We start from the raw sequence: 15,489 nt of genomic DNA on the forward strand, positions 1-15,489 counted from the left end.
ACTCAGAGCTGCCCGCTCACCGGCCTGTCGAGGTAGCTGAGCGGGTCACCGGTTGCATTGGCTGGTGCCCGGGTCAAGGCCTCAAGAAACAGCGAGAAAAGTTCGCCCTGCGAGGTGATACCCAGCTTGTTGTGAATACGCTTGCGGTGGACCTTGACCGTTTCCGGGCTGTTGCCCAGCTCGCGTGCAATCGACTTCGAGGAATGCCCCTTCAGGATCAGCTGCACGATTTCGACCTCACGCCCGCTCAGCAGCGAGGTGGCGAACCGGTCAAAGGACTTTTTCAGATGCAGCCCCATGCGGCCGCTGCCGGCCAGAGAATTGGGGTCCAGCGCAGGCCAATGGCGGCGGCACAGCGCCGCAATGCAGGGCAGCAGCCCGGCAAGCGCGGCCCTTTGATCCGGACCAAACTGGAAGCTTTCCTCCCTGCTGCCCAGCGAGATCACCGCGGCGGCGCCGTTCCCGAAGGCGACGAACACGCTGGTTTCGTCAAACAGACCGGTTTCTGCATAGAAGGTCTGGTAGTATTCTGACGACATGAAATCATCAGGCGCGCATTCGCCAAGCGTGACCACGCGGTCCCCGATCCCCTGCTGGAAGAGATTGTAAAAAGGGTCGAGGAAATAGGCGAAATCCAGATAGGGCTTGATCGTCGCGGCGCTGTATTCATCCGACAGGTTGTCGAACAGCTCCATCGGCGGGTGATCCGGGAAAAAGGCTGCAATGAAGGTGCTGTCATATCCTGATGCCGATTGGCACAGGTCTGCGAGGGCGGCCAGGAACCCGTCCTGCCCGGCAAGCTCGATGGCCCGTGCAAGGCCTGCAAGGCTGCCTGACTCACCAGTTCTGTTGGAGCTTTGCATCATCGTCCTTGCGTCAAACATCGTGTTTCCCAACGTTCATATCAGAAAATTCTTGACCACCTGTTGGCATCTAGGCCGGCTGCTGCTGTGTCATGCAGTGGATGCCGCCGCCGGCATGGCAGATCCCGCGCATATCCACCGCCAGGATCTCGCGGTTGGGGAAAGCCTTGGCGAAGATTTCCTGCGCTGCCGCATCAGTGGGCGTTCCGAACGATGGGACCACCACGCCGCCGTTTGCGATATAGGCGTTCACATAAGACAGGGCCGTCGTGTCGGTTTCGGGTTCGACCATATAGGCCTCGTCGATCAGCCCGATCTCGATCTCCCGGCCATCGGCATCGGTCTGGCCGCGCAGGGCTTTCAGGTTTTCCTCACAGACCCTGTGGCGCGGGTTTGCCGGGTCCGGGTTGCGTTCGAACAGCAGCTTGCCCGGCGCAGTGAAGGTCAGCATACCGTCGATGTGGCCGTCGGTGATCCATTCCTCCTCGTCGCCGGGCAGCCAGATGACCTTGCGGGCGCCGATGGTATGGAACAGTTCGCGTTCCACATCCGCCTTGGTCATGCCCGGATTGCGGTTGGGATTGAGAAAGCAGGTCTCCGTCGTGATGACGGTGCCGCGGCCGTCCACATGCAAGCCGCCGCCTTCGCCAGTCAAGGGGGACTGGAACAGCGGCAGCTTTAGGTGGCGTACCAGTGCGGCACCGATGCCTGCATCAAGCTCGTAGTCCGGAAACTTTTCGCCCCAGCAGTTGAAAATCAGATTGGACCCGATGGTCCGCCCGTTGCCATCGTTCACGAACAGCGGGCCGGTGTCGCGGAACCAGTGGTCATTCTGCGCCAGCGGTACGACATCGGCTTGAGGCGGCAGCAGACGGCGCGCAATGCTTGCGTGATCGGGGTGCGCGGCCACCCGGACCGGCTCAAACCTTAAGATCGCAGTTGCGACCCGCACAAAGTTCTCCTGCGCGGCAGCCAGGCCGCTGCCCCAGTTGTCTTCGTGGCCGTCCCAAGGCCAGGCCATCCAGCAGGCGGTATGATGCGCAGTTTCGATCGGCATGACAAAGCCCAGTTCTCCGGGGCTTTTGCCGCTGGCAAGGGCTGCGGTCAGGTCTGTTGAGGTAAGCATGTTCATGCTGCGGGCTCCTGCTGGGTAATACAATGGATGCCGCCGCCGCCAATGGCGATGGCAGGGATTGGCACTTGCGCCACCCGGCGGCCGGGGAAGAGTTCTTCGAAGGTTTCGCGCACCAGCCCGTCTTCGCGGATTCCATACTCCGGCATCACCACACCGCCGTTGCAGATGTAGGAATTGACGTAGGAGCGGCAGAACCGCGGGTCGTCCGAGACCGCGCTGGCGGCATCGGGGATCTTCACCAGCCTGAGGCTGCGGCCCTTGGCGTCGGTCTGGTCTTCCATCGCGCTGATATTGGCCAGATTGATAGCGTGCCAGTCGTGATCTGCCGGGCCTTCCGCCTCGATCAGCACCACGCCCGGCGCGACAAAGGTTGCGATGCCGTCGACATGGCCGTCGGTTTCGGTTTCTTCCACGTTGCCGGGCAGCCAGATCACCTTGTCACCGCCGAGCATGGCTTTCAGCTCTTCCTCGATCCGGTCGCGGTTCCAGCCGGGATTGCGGTTGGCATTGGGAAAGCAGCTCTCGGTGGTCAGGATGGTGCCTTCGCCATCGACAGAGACGCCGCCGCCTTCGGCGATCAGACCGGAGTGGAAGATAGGCACACCGGCGGCGTTCAGAATCGCATCCGCAGCGTCATTATCGCCATCAAACGGCTGGTATTTGCCGCCCCAGGCGTTGAAGCCAAAGGACACGCCGGCGCGGCCACCCTTGCCATCGGTCAGAAAACAGGGTCCGGCATCGCGCGCCCAGCTATCGTCGATCGGGCTGGTAAGGACGTCGATATCAGACCCCAGCAGCGACTTTGCTTCCGCCGCATCTTCGGGGCGGACCAGCATGGTCAGCGGTTCGAATTCGCGGATGGCGCGGGCCACGGCGGCGTAGTTGCGGCGGGTCTCTTCCATATCGGGCCAGAACCCTTCCCGCGTCGGCCACATCATCCAGGTGCGCAGGTGCGGCGCCCATTCAGCGGGCATGCGGAAGCCCGCGGATTTTGGTGTTTGCTGGTCGGACATGGAGGGCTCCATCATGCAGGAAATGTTGTCCGAACAGTCTAAATGTGAGCATATGTAATGCACAAACGCGGAATTCTACGGGTTAGGATGAGAGATTTTAATGAATAACCCCTATCGCCCCTTACCGCCGCTGGGCGCCCTGATCGGGTTCGAAGCTGCGGCCCGGCTCGGCAGCTTCTCGCTGGCGGCGGAAGAGCTGAACATGACGCAATCGGCAGTGTCGCATCAGATCCGGACGCTGGAGACTCATCTGCAGCAACCGCTGTTCCTGCGCATCAGCCGGCGGGTGGAACTGACTGACGCCGGCCGCGACCTGATGGTCTCTGCCCAGGAGGCGCTGGAGACGGTGCGGCTGGGGGTACGGCGGCTGGACGCCTATTCCAAGCCCGGTTCGGTGGTCATCCACATGCCGCCTGCTTTCGGGGCGCTCTGGCTGGCGCCCCGGCTGACGCGGTTGCGCGGCAGCCATCCCGATGTGGACCCTTGGCTTTATACCGGCAGCCACGACGTCGATCTCACCGAATCCGAATTTGACATCACGCTGACAACAGAGGCACCGGCCGGCGAAGGCTTTGCCGCGGCGCCTTTCTTGCGCGAGGAACGCATTGCGCTGGCGGGCCCCGGTCTGGCGGCGGATTTTCAGAACCGCATGGGCGAGGCCCCCCTGATCCATGACGAACACCCCGATGACTGGCAGAGCTGGTTCCTGGCCGCCGGGCTGGAGCGGGCGGATTGCGCCAAGGGGCTGAACTTCTCCGATACCGGGCTGGCAGTTGATGCCGCCACGCGCGGGCTGGGGATGTGCCTGTGCGACAGGACGCTGGCGCAGCCGCTGGTGCGCGCGGGCAAGCTGCAGGTGCTAAGTCCAGTCAGTCTGCGCGGCGGCGGCCAATACCGCCTTGTGACCCTGGAACGCAATCTGAAGCGCACTGCGGTCCGGGCGTTATGGGATTGGATGCTGGCGGAAACCGGTGGCAGTTAGCGGCAGGCTGCCGCAGGGGGCGGTGCCGGTCTGGCCGCCTCATCCGGGAAAAAGCAGGCCGACTGGCGTCCACCCGCCCGCGTGTCCAGCTGCGGCACTTCGGTCCGGCAGCGGGCCGGGCAGCCCTTCTGCTCATACAGCCAGCAGCGGGTGTGGAAGGGGCAGCCGGCGGGGATGGCGGCATGCGACGGGACGTCTCCGGACAGCACAATCGGCGCGGCCTGCGCCCGGTTCCTGGCCTTGACCCGCGGCGCCGCCGACAACAGGGCCGTTGTATAGGGATGCGCAGGGGCGGCGGTCATCTGTTTTGACGGACCGATCTCGACAATCCGGCCCAGATACATCACCGCAATACGCTGGCACAGGTGCCGCACCACCGACAAATCATGGCTGATAAACAGCATCGCCATGTTCTGTTCGGCGCGCAAATCGTCCAGCAGATTCAGGATCTGCGCCTGCACCGATACATCCAGGGCACTGACTGGCTCGTCTGCGATGATTACCGGCGGATCATTGGCAATCGCCCTTGCGATGGCGATGCGCTGGCGCTGACCACCGCTGAACTGCTGGGGATAGCGCGCCGCATGGTCCGGGCTCAGCCCGACGCGCCGCAGCAGCGCCCGGACGCGGGACTGGAGCTCAGGGCCCGAGGCGGTTTTCTGGATTCTGAACGGTTCCGACAGAATGCGTCCGATGGTCTTTCTGGGATGCAGCGAGGCATAGGGATCCTGGAACACCATCTGAACCCGCCGCGCGAGAGTGAGCCGCTCCGGTGAGCAGGAAGGATCAATATGCTGCCCGTTGACTTGAATGCCGCCTGCAGAGGTTCCGGTGAGGCCGACGATGGCCTTGCCCAGCGTGGTCTTGCCGCTGCCGGATTCACCAATCAGGCCCAGCACTTCGCCCTGCCGGATCTCCAGGTTTACATCGCTGAGCGCCTTGAAAGTTGCGGGTTTCTCAAACAGCGCCCGGCTGCCGGAGGCACGGAATTCGACGGCAAGATTGCTGATCTCAAGCGCGGGGGGCGGTGTCGGCCTCATGCGGTTTCCTTTGCCTGCAAAGGGTTGGCGTGCAGCAGGCAGGCGACCTTATGCGCCTGCTGCGGCATTGCAACGGGGTGCGGTTCAACCAGGGCGCAGGTGTCAAATGCTGCCGGGCAGCGGTCGCGGAAAGCGCAGCCCGAGGGCCGCTGCCAGATCGCCGGCGGGGTTCCTGGAATGGGCGTCAGCCGGGCGTGCTCGCCGTCCATTGACGGATGCGCCCCCAGCAATCCTTGCGTATAGGGATGCTGCGGGTTTTCCAGTACCTCAGCGGAGGGTCCGCGCTCCACGCCGCGCCCCGAATAAAGCACGATCACCTCATCGGCCATTCCGGCGACCACTCCCAGATCGTGGGTGATCAGCACCAGCGCCATGTTCAGATCCTGTGAGAGTTTTTTGAGGAGCTGCAGGATCTGCGCCTGGATCGTCAGATCAAGCGCGGTGGTCGGCTCGTCTGCGATCAGCAGCTTGGGCTCAAAGACAATGGCCATGGCGATCATGACGCGCTGGCGCTGGCCGCCGCTCAACTGATGCGGATAGCGGGCCATCATGCCTTCGGGGTCCGGCATTCCGACCCGTGCCAGCGCCTCGATGGCCTTGCGGCGGGCCTCGGCTCTGGTCAGGCGCCGGTGCGCCTGCAGGCATTCCACAATCTGATCGCCGATCCGCATCACCGGGTTCAGGCTGCTCATCGGGTCCTGGAAGATCATCGCAATGCCGGTGCCCTGCAGTTTGCGGAACTCCGCTGCGGAGAGCTGTGCCAGATCGGCGCCATCGAAAAGGATCTGCCCGGAGACCTGTAAAGGCCCACCTGCCAGCAGCCCCATAATGGCCATCGCCGCAGTGCTTTTGCCGGAGCCGCTTTCCCCCACAATGCCCAGGCATTTGCCCCTTGCAAGGCGCAGACTAAGGGGGGCGACAATTGCTGCCGTCCGATCGCCTGCCTTGATGCTTACTTTCAGATCCGTGACGTCCAATAGTGCCATGGCGCGCGCAACATCCTTTTTTGCCAGGGTGTCCCCCGGCACACAGAGAGAACCGGGGCATTGCAAATTACTATAGCCCATCCGCTTCAGGTGGCTGTGCCCCATAGGTGGTATCGACAGGAACAGCCCTATTTTGGGAGTTTAAGAGCAAGGAAACGGTAAGCGGCTCCCTGATTGGCCGAGGCGCAGATTTCCTGACAACATAGGGAGCTGAACATGAGCCATCCGCGCAAACGCCCGAACACACCGCAATTCCATCTGCCGCGCCGGTCCTTTCTGGCCGGCAGCTGTGCCTTTGCCGCGTTGGCGGCGGCGCCGGGTACGGTGGCCTGGGCTGCCGGTTCTGCGAGTCCGCCCAGCCTTGGCGCCCGCGATCCCAATGCCCTGGTGGTGCTGGTGGATGCAACGGTCGAAAACCTAGACCCGGCGACCAATATCGAATGGGCCTATGGGCTGCGCCCGGTCTATGAAACGCTGACCGTGCTGGACGGCACCGATACGCTGAAGGCGGCGCCGGCGCTGGCGACCTCCTGGGAGGCCAGCGAAGACGCCAGCAGCTGGACCTTTACCCTGGCCGAGCGGGTGATGTTCCACGATGGCACTCCCTGCGATGCCGCAGCGGTGAAAAAAGCGGTCACCCGTCTGGTGCTGCATCCCGCCGGGCTGGCCGGCACCTGGCAGTTGGATGACCCGGACAGCCAGATCGTGGTGGTGGATGCCAAAACCATCCGCTTTGACCTGGGCGAGCCGCGCCCGTTCTTCGACCGTCAGGTGTCCTCGCAATACGGCTTCTGGATCGCCAGCCCCACCGCGGCCGAGGCGCATTCCAAGGGCGATGATGACATGGGGTCGCAATACCTGCAGACCAATCCGGTGGGCACCGGTCCTTACATGCTGGAAAGCCTCAACCCCGGTCAGGATGCAACCTTTGCCGCCAATACAGATTTCCGCGGCGGCTGGGACCATCCGCATTTCAACCGGGTGATCACCAAGACCATTCCGGTCTCCGCCACCCGCCGCCAGCTGCTGGAAACCGGCGAAGCCGATATGACCCTGGCAATGGAACCCGAGGATATGGTGGTGCTGCGCGATGATCCGCGGTTTGCGGTAAGCGATACACCAACCTTCACCGTGCAATATGTGGCTTTTGCCACCGATGGAAAACTGGCCGACCCGCGCGCCCGCCAGGCGCTCTGCCACGCCTTTGACCATAACACCTATATCGAGGAAGTGGCGCTGGGCACCGCTGATAAACCTACCTCGGTGTTTCCATCGCTGATGCAGGGCATGGACGGCCAGGACCGCCTGCTGCCGTTTGACCTGGACAAGGCCCGCGCGCTGCTGGGTGAGGCCGGGATTGCCGGAGGCACCGAGCTGACGATGGCCTATTACTCCGGTTTCGGGGACATCGAAGCCCAATTGCTGCAAGCCTGGCTGTCCGAGATCGGCATCAGCCTAAAACTGCAGGAAATGTCCTTCTCCGCCTATCTCGACGTGTTCTTTGGTGAGGGCAGCGCCGAGGAGCGCCCGGACCTGTTCTATTTCTCCTGGTGGCCGAATGTGGATCATCCCTACAGCTTTGCCTGGGGGCTGTTCAGCGGCGATGCGGCAACCTTCGACGGCAATACCGGGCGTTACGGCAACGCCGAGGCGACGGCGCTGATCGACGAGCTGCGCAATCAGGTGATAAATGACGAAATGGCGGCCAAGTTCCAGCGCCTTGCCGGCATATTGACAAATGAAGACCCGGCCTGGCTGCCCATTCTGCAGGAGCGGTCGCAGTTTGTATCGCGCAGCGACATTGCCGGGGTGGAGAACAACCCGGTCTATGTGGCGACGCTTGATATGTACAACCTGTCGCGCACGTCATGAGGGGTGTCTGAATGCTGCGTTTCATTCTCAGGCGTACGGCAGCCACCCTGGTGCTGATGACAGGTGTTGTGCTGATGACCTTTGCGCTCGCCCGGCTGCTGCCGGGTGATCCTGCGCGCCTGATCGCCGGCGCCCGTGCCAATGCCGAGGCGGTGGCCGCGGTGCGCGAGCGGCTTGGCCTGGATGACCCGGTCACCACGCAATTCGCGGCCTATGTGGGCAATGTCCTGAACGGCGATTTCGGGCGCTCGGTTGTTACCCGGCGGCCGATCTCCGAGGACATCCAGGCCTTTTTCCCTGCAACGCTGGAACTCGTCATTGCGGCGGGGCTGATCTCATTGGTGCTGGGGGTGCTGCTGGGCACTTTGGCCGCGGTCAAAAGCGGCCGGCCCGCGGATGCCGGCGTGCGTAGCGTGGCGGTTCTGGGCCTGTCGGTGCCCGACTTCTGGATCGCGCTGGTCTTTCAGATGATCTTCTTTGCCACCCTGGGGCTGGTGCCCTTTGGCGGGCGGCTTGGCACTGGGATTGCAGCGCCCGAGTTTGTCACCGGTTTCATGACCATCGACAGCCTGATTGCGGGCCGGTTCGACCTGTTCACCGACGCGCTGCACCATATGATCCTGCCGGTTGCTGTGCTGGCGATCCCGTCGATGGCGATCACTATCAGGGTGGTGCGGACCTCGCTTCTGGAGGTGCTGTCGCAGGATTTCATCCGCACCGCGCGCGCCAAGGGGATTTCGCCGGTCCGGGTCTATTTCAAACATGCGCTTGGCAATGCGCTGCTGCCGATCGTCACCATCTTCGGGCTGAACACCGGGCTGCTGATTTCCGGCGCCGTGTTCATCGAGCTGATCTTCGACTGGCCGGGGCTGGGCCGCTACACCGCCAATGCCATCTCCGCCTCCGACTATAACGCCATCATGGCCATCACCCTGGTGGTGTCGATGGCCTATACCCTGATCAACTTCCTGGTTGATCTGAGCTATTCCTTCCTCGACCCGCGGGTGGATCTGACATGAGCGCCGAAACCTCCTTGCCCCCGTCACGCACCCGCCTGCCAAAAACCCTGGGCCGCATCATCCGCCCGGTTGCCGGTTTTGCCGGATCATCGGGCCAGGCTGCTCTGGCGGTGGCAATCGTCACCCTGGTTGTGACGATTTCGATCCTGGCCTTCGGTGCCTACGTGATGGACACGCATATCACCGCCTTTGATCCGCTGAAGATGAACATCCGGGCGCGGCTTGATCCGCCCTCGGCGGAGCATTGGATGGGCACCGACAAGATCGGCCGGGACATGCTGGCGCGGGTGGTGGCCGGGTCCTGGATCTCGCTGTCGGTGTCCTTTGCCGTGCTGACGGTTGCCGCGGTGATCGGCACCAGCTTCGGGCTGATTGCGGGCTATGCCGGCGGGCTGGCGGATGAGATCCTGATGCGGGTGACCGACCTTTTCCTGGCATTCCCTGCGCTGATCCTGGCGGCGGCAATTGCCGCCAGCTTTGGCGGCGGGATGCTGTCGACCACCATTGCCCTGTCAGCAGTGTTCTGGCCCTGGTACGCCCGGTTGATCCGCAGCCGCATCCTGTCGCTGAAAGAGCAGGAGTTCATTGCCGCCGCCCGCTGCATGGGCGCCTCGCACCTGCGGCTGATCTTCTCGGACCTGCTGCCGATGGTCTGGCCCTTGGTGATCGTCCAGGCCACAACTGACGTCGGATTTGTGATCCTGGCGGCATCCGGACTGTCGTTCCTTGGGCTGGGTGCGCAGCCGCCAACGCCGGAATGGGGCGCGATGATCTTTGACAGCCTCACTCACCAGCCGGCTTCCTGGTGGCTGGCGGTCTTTCCCGGCGGGGCAATTGCCCTGGTTGCAATCGGCTTCAACCTGCTGGGCGACAGCTTGCGCGACCACCTCGATCCGTCACTCGGCGCGTCCGAAGCCGGCATTTAAAATAGGAAATCCCGATATGAACCGACGCAACTTTCTCGCCTCCGGGGCGGCAGCGCTCTCTGGCGCGCTGACAGCAGGCCCTGCCGCCGCCGCCCGGTCCGTGAACTACGCCAAGACCGGGGCCGAAATCATTCCCGGCAGCGCGGCCGCGGACGGCTTTGCCTTCCCCGCCGAATGGAAGAAGCACGCGCAAACGCTGATGCAGTTTCCGCCGCCGCAGAACTGGTACCCGAACCAGCTGAACGCAGCCCGCAAGGAATGGGCGGACGTGGCCAATACCCTTGCGGAGTATGAACCGGTCACTATGGCGGTGCGGCGGCGCGACATGGCGGCGGCAAGGAAACTGCTGTCCTCGGAGATCACCCTGATCGAAATGCCGCTGAACGATGCCTGGTCGCGCGACAGCGGGCCGATGATTGTGCAGAACGCGCTAGGCGTGCGCCGGATCACCGGCTACACTTTCAACGGCTGGGGCCGCAAGTTCCCGCCCTACAAACACGACACGCTGGCAAAAGGCCGGTTTGCGGCACAGCTTGGCCTGCCAATGTACACGTCCGATCTGGTGCTGGAAGGCGGCGCAGTGGCGGTGGACGGGCAAGGCACCCTGCTGACAACCGAGGAATGCCTGCTGCACAAGAACCGTAATCCTGGCTGGAGCAAAGCCCAGGTGGAAGAAGAGCTTAAAGCCGGTCTGGGCGTGCAGAAGGTGATCTGGCTGCCCCGCGGCCTCACCCCGGACCCGATCACCGACGGGCACGTGGACGGCATGGCAGCCTTTGCCGCGCCGGGCGTCGTGCTGCTGCATACCACCGATGACCGCTCCGACCCTAACTACCGAATCACTCAGGATGCCAAGCACATCCTGCAGCAGGAAACCGACATCCGCGGGCGGCGCTTTGAGATCCTTGAAATCCCGCTGACCAGCTATGACGTTGTTCACATGAACTTTTACATCTGCAATGGCGCTGTCATCGTTCCGGTGTCTGGCAGGAAAGGCGAGGATGACCAGCCGCTCGCTATCCTGCGCGAGGCCTTCCCGGGCCGGCGCGTCGTAGGCGTTTCAGGCCGTATGATCGGCGGCGGCGGCGGCGGGGTGCATTGTATCACCCAGCAGGTGCCTGCGGTTTGAGAGCAAAAAAGAAGGGGCCAATTGCTTGGCCCCTTTTTCAGTTGCGGGAGAGGGGCTTGTCGTATTTCACGAAAGGCGTCAGCGTGGCCATCTGATCGTAGAGTCTGCGTGCCGTGTGATTGAATTCCTGCGTGTGCCAATAGAGGTCAGAAGCACCTTCGGCTTTGGCCCGTCTTGCCACTTCATCGATCAAAGCCCGCCCGGCGCCGGCTCCACGCGCCTGCGGATCGACAAACAAGTCCTGCAGGTAGCAGGTATCCTCCACCGACCACATGTCGCGGTGCAGCAAATAATGGGCGAGTCCAACGGCTTCGCCATTCAGTTCGGCAATCAGACCGCGGTACTCCCGCGCATCCGCCGACAGCAGTCTTGAAAAGCTGCTGTCATAGATGGCCGCCGGCAGCGTAGCCTTGTAAAAAGTGAGATAGCCGCTCCACAGCCGGTCCCAGCTTTCACGGTCGCGTTGTTCAATCACCCGGATCGTCAGCATTTTTGTCATCGCATAGTTCCTGTTTTGCCGTCCAAGGTGCGCAGGGTGCCGTACATATGCGGCCTGCGGTCCCGGAACACCCCCCAGGCGCTGCGGTAACGCGCGGCGGCATCCAGGTCGACAGCTGCCGTGATGAAGGTTTCCTCCGTGCGGTTGGCGTCCGTCAGAATCTCTCCAGTAAAGCCCGCGATGAAGGAGGTACCGTAAAAGACGCCGGTGGTTTCGCCCTCCTGTTCGCTGCCCACGCGGTTGGACGCCACCACCGGGATCATGTTTGCCGCGGCGTGGCCCTGCATCGTGCGCCGCCAATGGCCGCTGCTGTCCAATTCGGGGTTGTTCGGCTCGGTGCCGATGGCGGTCGGGAACAGCAGCACCTCAGCCCCCTGCAGCGCCAGGCAGCGGGCGGTTTCCGGGAACCACTGGTCCCAGCAGATGCCGCAGCCGATCCGGCCAAAGCGGGTTTCAACCACCTGAAAGCCGCTGTCGCCCGGCGAGAAATAGAACTTCTCCTCGTACCCCGGTGCCTGCGGGATGTGGATCTTGCGGTAGTTGCTCAGGATCGTCCCGTCAGCATCGGCGATGGCCAGCGAGTTGTAGCGCGCCAGCCCTGCCTCCTCGTAATAGGAGATTGGCAGCACCACTCCCAGTTTCCGGGCCAGAAACGCAAAATGCAACACCACCCGGCTTTGCTCGAGCGGCCGGGCGAGCTGCAGGTGGTCTAGTGACTGTTCGAGACAGAAATAGGGCGTTTCGAACAGCTCCTGCAGCAGGATAACCCGGGCCCCTGCTTCGGCGGCATTGGTCACCAGCGCCTCAGCCTTGGCGATGTTTTCGTCGATGTCCCAGCTGCAGGCCATCTGGGTTGCAGCAAGCGTTATCTGTCGCATGCATTCACTCCTGGCTCGATGAAGTCCTTGATTGAGCCGGCAACAGCTCCGATCAGCTCATCGCATTGCTCCTTGCTGATGATCAGCGGCGGCGACAGGACGAGCCGGTCGCCAACCGGGCGCACGATGACGCCACGCTCCATGCAGCCCTTGAACACCTTACCGGCTGCTTGCTCGGACAGATCGAGCGGGGCCTTGCTTGCCTTGTCGGCAACCAGATCGATGCCCAGCATCAGATGGCTGCCGCGCACATCGCCCACAATCGGCAGGTTGAGCAATGACTGGGCGCTTTCCTGAAAATAGCGGCCAACGGTCCGCACATGATCCAGAATGCCTTCGCGCTCGATGATCTCGATATTCTTGAGCGCCGCGGCGCAGGCCACGGGATGCCCGAAATAGGTCAGCCCCATCGAGAACACCCCGCCCTCACACTGCGGCTTGGCGATGGTGCCGTAAATTTCATCCGAGATCAGCGTTGCCCCCAGCGGGATATAACCCGAGGTCAGCCCCTTGGCGCAGACCAGGATGTCAGGCGTATAACCATACAGCGTTTCCGAGGTGAACCACTCCCCCAGGCGGCCAAAACCGGTAACCACCTCATCAGCAATGTAGAGCATGCCGTGGCGCTTGCAGACCTCATACATGCGCTTGTGGTAGCCCGCGGGCGCAACCAGCACACCGCCGGCGCCCATGATCGGTTCGGCGATGAAAGCGGCCACATTGTCCGGGCCCAGCTGCTGAATGCGGGCTTCGAACTCGCGCACCAAGTGGTCGCAATAGTCCGCATCGCTCCAGCCCTCCGGCTTGGCATAGAGATTGGCTTCGGAAACGTGGCTGATGAACTCCTCACCAATCCGGTCGAAGCCGTATTTGGTGCCATGGATGCCGGTGAGCGAGGCCGCCACATAGGTTGCGCCGTGATAACCGTTCTGCCGGGAGATGATCTTTTTCTTCCGGTGCTGGCCCTTCATATCAAAGTAATAGTGGACCAGCCGGACCGCGGCATCATTGGCGGTGGAGCCGCCGCAAGTGTAATAGATGTGGTTCAGATCCCCCGGCGCCAGCTCCGCCAGCTTGGCGCCCAGCTGGGCCGCCGGCACATTGGTGCTGTGCCCGAACGGGTTGTAATACTGCATGTCCATTACCTGTTTGGCGATGGTCTCGGCCATCTCCTCGCGGCCATGGCCGATGTTCACGCACCACAGCCCGGCAATGCCGTCCAGCAGCCGGTTGCCCTCGGTATCGATGACATGCATGCCCTGGGCACGCTCGATGACATGGCTGCCCTCTTCGGCAAAGGCGGCAAAATCCGTGTAGGGGTGCAGAAGATGGGCACGGTCCTGTGCCCATGCGGTCTGCGGTTCGGGAACACTCATCTGGGCTCTCCTGAATGTGGCGGGGTTTTCATTGCTGGGTTCCAGCTTCTTCCAGGTTGTCTTCCGGGCACAGTCCCCCGCAGTGGGTATTGGCAACCCGGTTGCCATCCAAGGAACATGGCCATCACCAATGTCACGCCGGTCCACCATGCCTCTGCCTGATAACCCGTGCCATGCGGTATTTCTGGATTGAGAGTGTCCGGAAGCTTCGAAAGATGAAGCTGTTAATCCTGGTCGTGCAGGATAGATGCAGCGTCTGAGACGAACTGGAGCTTTACCGGGCCGCACTGCAGGATTGAGGTAGGCGGCAATCAGGAAATAGTGCCGATCTTACCGCGGACAACGTCGGCTTCGCGTGCTTCGCACCAGTTAATGCGCTGCGCAGCATTTGGTAAAACGGGCTCGACCCGGCCCGCTGCTGCGGCGCGAACGCAGGTCCGGTCCGGATCGGCGAACGGCACGTGCCGCCCGCCAACGTGATTCAAATGTCGATTTGCTCGGCGATGCTCAGCGCATCTTCAAGTTCGGCACCAAGGTATCTGACAGTGCTGTCAACCTTTGTGTGTCCGAGCAATAGTTGAACCGCTCTGAGATTTCCGGTTTTCCGGTATATCTCCACTGCTTTGGTTCTGCGCTGCGAATGGGTGCCGTATCCACTGGGTTCCAGCCCAATCGCCGCCACCCAATCCCGCACAAGCCGGCCATTTTGGCGAGTTGAGAGATGAGGGTGAGCAGCCCCACTTGAGTGGTCCAAATTTGAAGTCAGTGCATGGTTGGCCTTTGGTCCATCGAGACGATGGCCTCTGGAGCCGGTGGGCGGTAGCCCAGAGCACTGTGGGGGCTTTTGGTATTGTAGTGTTTCCTTCAGCTTTCGATGATAATTTGCGCCTCACGCAGCGAGTAGAAAACTCCCCCGTTCAGCAGCTCGTCGCGCATTCGCCCGTTGAAGCTTTCGCAATAGCCATTCTCCCAAGGTGACCCTGGTTCAATGAACGCAGTTTTGGCCCCGACAGCTTTGATCCAACCCCTGACAGCCTCCGCGATGAACTCTGGGCCGTTGTCAGATCGGATATACGCTGGGACACCACGCAATATGAACAGGTCCGTCAGCGCGTCGATGACCTCGGTCGAGTTCAGCTTTCGCTTCACCCGGACCGCAAGACACTCCCGGCTGTGTTAGTCCAGGATGTTCAATGTTCTGAACGCCCTGCCATCATCTGTCCGGTGATGCACGAAGTCGTAGGACCAAACGTGATTGCGATCCTCCGGCCGCAGCCGGACACATGATCCGTCGTTGAGCCAGAGCCGTCCCTTCTTGGGTTGCTTCATTGGAACCTTTAGCCCCTCTCGCCGCCATAGACGTTCGAAACGTTTATCGTTCACCCGCTGCCGGCAGGCGGTGTTTTCAACGCCGAGAGGGGCCAGCCTGCGTCTCTCAGCAGTGCCAAACGCATGCCTCCGTTCCGGCCTCGCACTGAGTCCACATACGCCTCATGGGTCAGCCATTGAGAAATCTTGGCCAAGTGATTGAAAGGCAGTTTCTGCATCGCCGCGATCTCGCGGGTCGACATCAATCCTTCCTCATGCGTGGCGAGGTGGATCAGGATGCGCAGGGCGTAATCTGAGAACCTTGATATCTGCATAAGTGTTCTTCCCATAATTAATATGCATTGGAAAGGCGTGTTTTGTAGAGGCGTACCGCCGCCTCCCAGTAATGGGCGTTCAGAATACTCATTAAGAGAAGTGGCACATGCAGCCAGTTGTTCCATTG

The 15,489-nt window shown here is 62.0% G+C and carries 14 protein-coding genes and 2 pseudogenes; 5 read left to right on the top strand and 11 right to left on the bottom strand.

Features of this window, described 5'->3' with window-relative positions; translation table 11 throughout:
- Window positions 1-2: 2 nt before the first annotated feature.
- From K3724_RS04675 to K3724_RS04685, 3 genes are read right to left on the bottom strand one after another with little or no spacing between them, the layout of a single operon-like run.
- The gene (locus tag K3724_RS04675) at window positions 3-884 is read right to left on the bottom strand and encodes a helix-turn-helix transcriptional regulator (RefSeq protein ID WP_259990536.1); all 882 of its coding nucleotides are present in this window, start codon (window positions 882-884) and stop codon (window positions 3-5) included.
- A 49-nt stretch (window positions 885-933) separates the two neighbouring features.
- Window positions 934-1,995, bottom strand: a complete 1,062-nt coding sequence (locus K3724_RS04680) for an agmatine/peptidylarginine deiminase (RefSeq protein ID WP_259990537.1) — start codon at window positions 1,993-1,995, stop codon at window positions 934-936.
- Complete coding sequence (locus K3724_RS04685) at window positions 1,992-3,011, bottom strand: agmatine/peptidylarginine deiminase (protein ID WP_259990539.1); 1,020 nt, start codon at window positions 3,009-3,011, stop codon at window positions 1,992-1,994. Before K3724_RS04685 ends, K3724_RS04680 begins: the two co-directional genes overlap by 4 nt.
- Before the next feature lie 100 nt (window positions 3,012-3,111).
- Between K3724_RS04685 and K3724_RS04690 the strand changes: the two genes are divergently transcribed.
- The gene (locus K3724_RS04690; RefSeq protein WP_259990541.1) at window positions 3,112-3,993 is read left to right on the top strand and encodes a LysR substrate-binding domain-containing protein; all 882 of its coding nucleotides are present in this window, start codon (window positions 3,112-3,114) and stop codon (window positions 3,991-3,993) included.
- Here the strand turns inward: K3724_RS04690 and K3724_RS04695 are convergent.
- Together K3724_RS04695 and K3724_RS04700 are read right to left on the bottom strand one after the other, a co-directional pair.
- Window positions 3,990-5,033: an ABC transporter ATP-binding protein gene (locus tag K3724_RS04695; RefSeq protein WP_259990543.1), complete on the bottom strand. Its 1,044-nt coding sequence runs from the start codon at window positions 5,031-5,033 to the stop codon at window positions 3,990-3,992. The genes K3724_RS04690 and K3724_RS04695 overlap by 4 nt on opposite strands.
- Window positions 5,030-6,019, bottom strand: coding sequence for an ABC transporter ATP-binding protein (locus tag K3724_RS04700; protein ID WP_259990545.1), 990 nt, complete (start codon window positions 6,017-6,019; stop codon window positions 5,030-5,032). The genes K3724_RS04695 and K3724_RS04700 overlap by 4 nt, the downstream gene beginning before the upstream one ends.
- Window positions 6,020-6,235: 216 nt before the next feature.
- On the opposite strand from K3724_RS04700, the gene K3724_RS04705 reads away from it, so the two are divergent.
- From K3724_RS04705 to K3724_RS04720, 4 genes are read left to right on the top strand one after another with little or no spacing between them, the layout of a single operon-like run.
- Window positions 6,236-7,891, top strand: a complete 1,656-nt coding sequence (locus K3724_RS04705; RefSeq protein ID WP_259990546.1) for an ABC transporter substrate-binding protein — start codon at window positions 6,236-6,238, stop codon at window positions 7,889-7,891.
- Between the two features lie 11 nt (window positions 7,892-7,902).
- Window positions 7,903-8,910, top strand: coding sequence for an ABC transporter permease (locus K3724_RS04710; RefSeq protein WP_259990548.1), 1,008 nt, complete (start codon window positions 7,903-7,905; stop codon window positions 8,908-8,910).
- Window positions 8,907-9,836, top strand: coding sequence for an ABC transporter permease (locus K3724_RS04715; RefSeq protein ID WP_259990550.1), 930 nt, complete (start codon window positions 8,907-8,909; stop codon window positions 9,834-9,836). Before K3724_RS04710 ends, K3724_RS04715 begins: the two co-directional genes overlap by 4 nt.
- Before the next feature lie 16 nt (window positions 9,837-9,852).
- Window positions 9,853-10,965 (top strand): agmatine/peptidylarginine deiminase, encoded by a 1,113-nt coding sequence (locus K3724_RS04720; RefSeq protein ID WP_259990551.1) that lies wholly within the window; start codon window positions 9,853-9,855, stop codon window positions 10,963-10,965.
- 37 nt (window positions 10,966-11,002) lie between these two features.
- Here the strand turns inward: K3724_RS04720 and K3724_RS04725 are convergent, their stop codons facing one another.
- The 6 genes and pseudogenes from K3724_RS04725 to K3724_RS23810 form a co-directional block, all read right to left on the bottom strand.
- Window positions 11,003-11,464, bottom strand: a complete 462-nt coding sequence (locus K3724_RS04725) for a GNAT family N-acetyltransferase (protein WP_259990553.1) — start codon at window positions 11,462-11,464, stop codon at window positions 11,003-11,005.
- Window positions 11,461-12,342 carry an N-carbamoylputrescine amidase gene (gene aguB / locus K3724_RS04730; RefSeq protein ID WP_259990555.1) on the bottom strand — a complete coding sequence of 294 codons (882 nt, stop codon included), beginning with the start codon at window positions 12,340-12,342 and terminating at the stop codon, window positions 11,461-11,463. The genes K3724_RS04725 and aguB overlap by 4 nt, the downstream gene beginning before the upstream one ends.
- A complete protein-coding gene (locus K3724_RS04735) occupies window positions 12,330-13,718 on the bottom strand; it encodes an aminotransferase (RefSeq protein WP_259990558.1) in 1,389 nt (462 codons plus the stop codon). Before K3724_RS04735 ends, aguB begins: the two co-directional genes overlap by 13 nt.
- Window positions 13,719-14,199: 481 nt before the next feature.
- Window positions 14,200-14,445: pseudogene (locus K3724_RS04740) on the bottom strand (tyrosine-type recombinase/integrase); the annotation flags it as partial.
- A 35-nt stretch (window positions 14,446-14,480) separates the two neighbouring features.
- Window positions 14,481-15,101: pseudogene (locus K3724_RS04745) on the bottom strand (IS3 family transposase); the annotation flags it as partial.
- The gene (locus K3724_RS23810; protein ID WP_409201401.1) at window positions 15,098-15,487 is read right to left on the bottom strand and encodes an RrF2 family transcriptional regulator; all 390 of its coding nucleotides are present in this window, start codon (window positions 15,485-15,487) and stop codon (window positions 15,098-15,100) included. The pseudogene K3724_RS04745 and the gene K3724_RS23810, both read right to left, overlap by 4 nt.
- Window positions 15,488-15,489: the final 2 nt, after the last annotated feature.

The organism is Leisingera sp. M658 (assembly GCF_025144145.1).
Lineage (GTDB): Bacteria > Pseudomonadota > Alphaproteobacteria > Rhodobacterales > Rhodobacteraceae > Leisingera.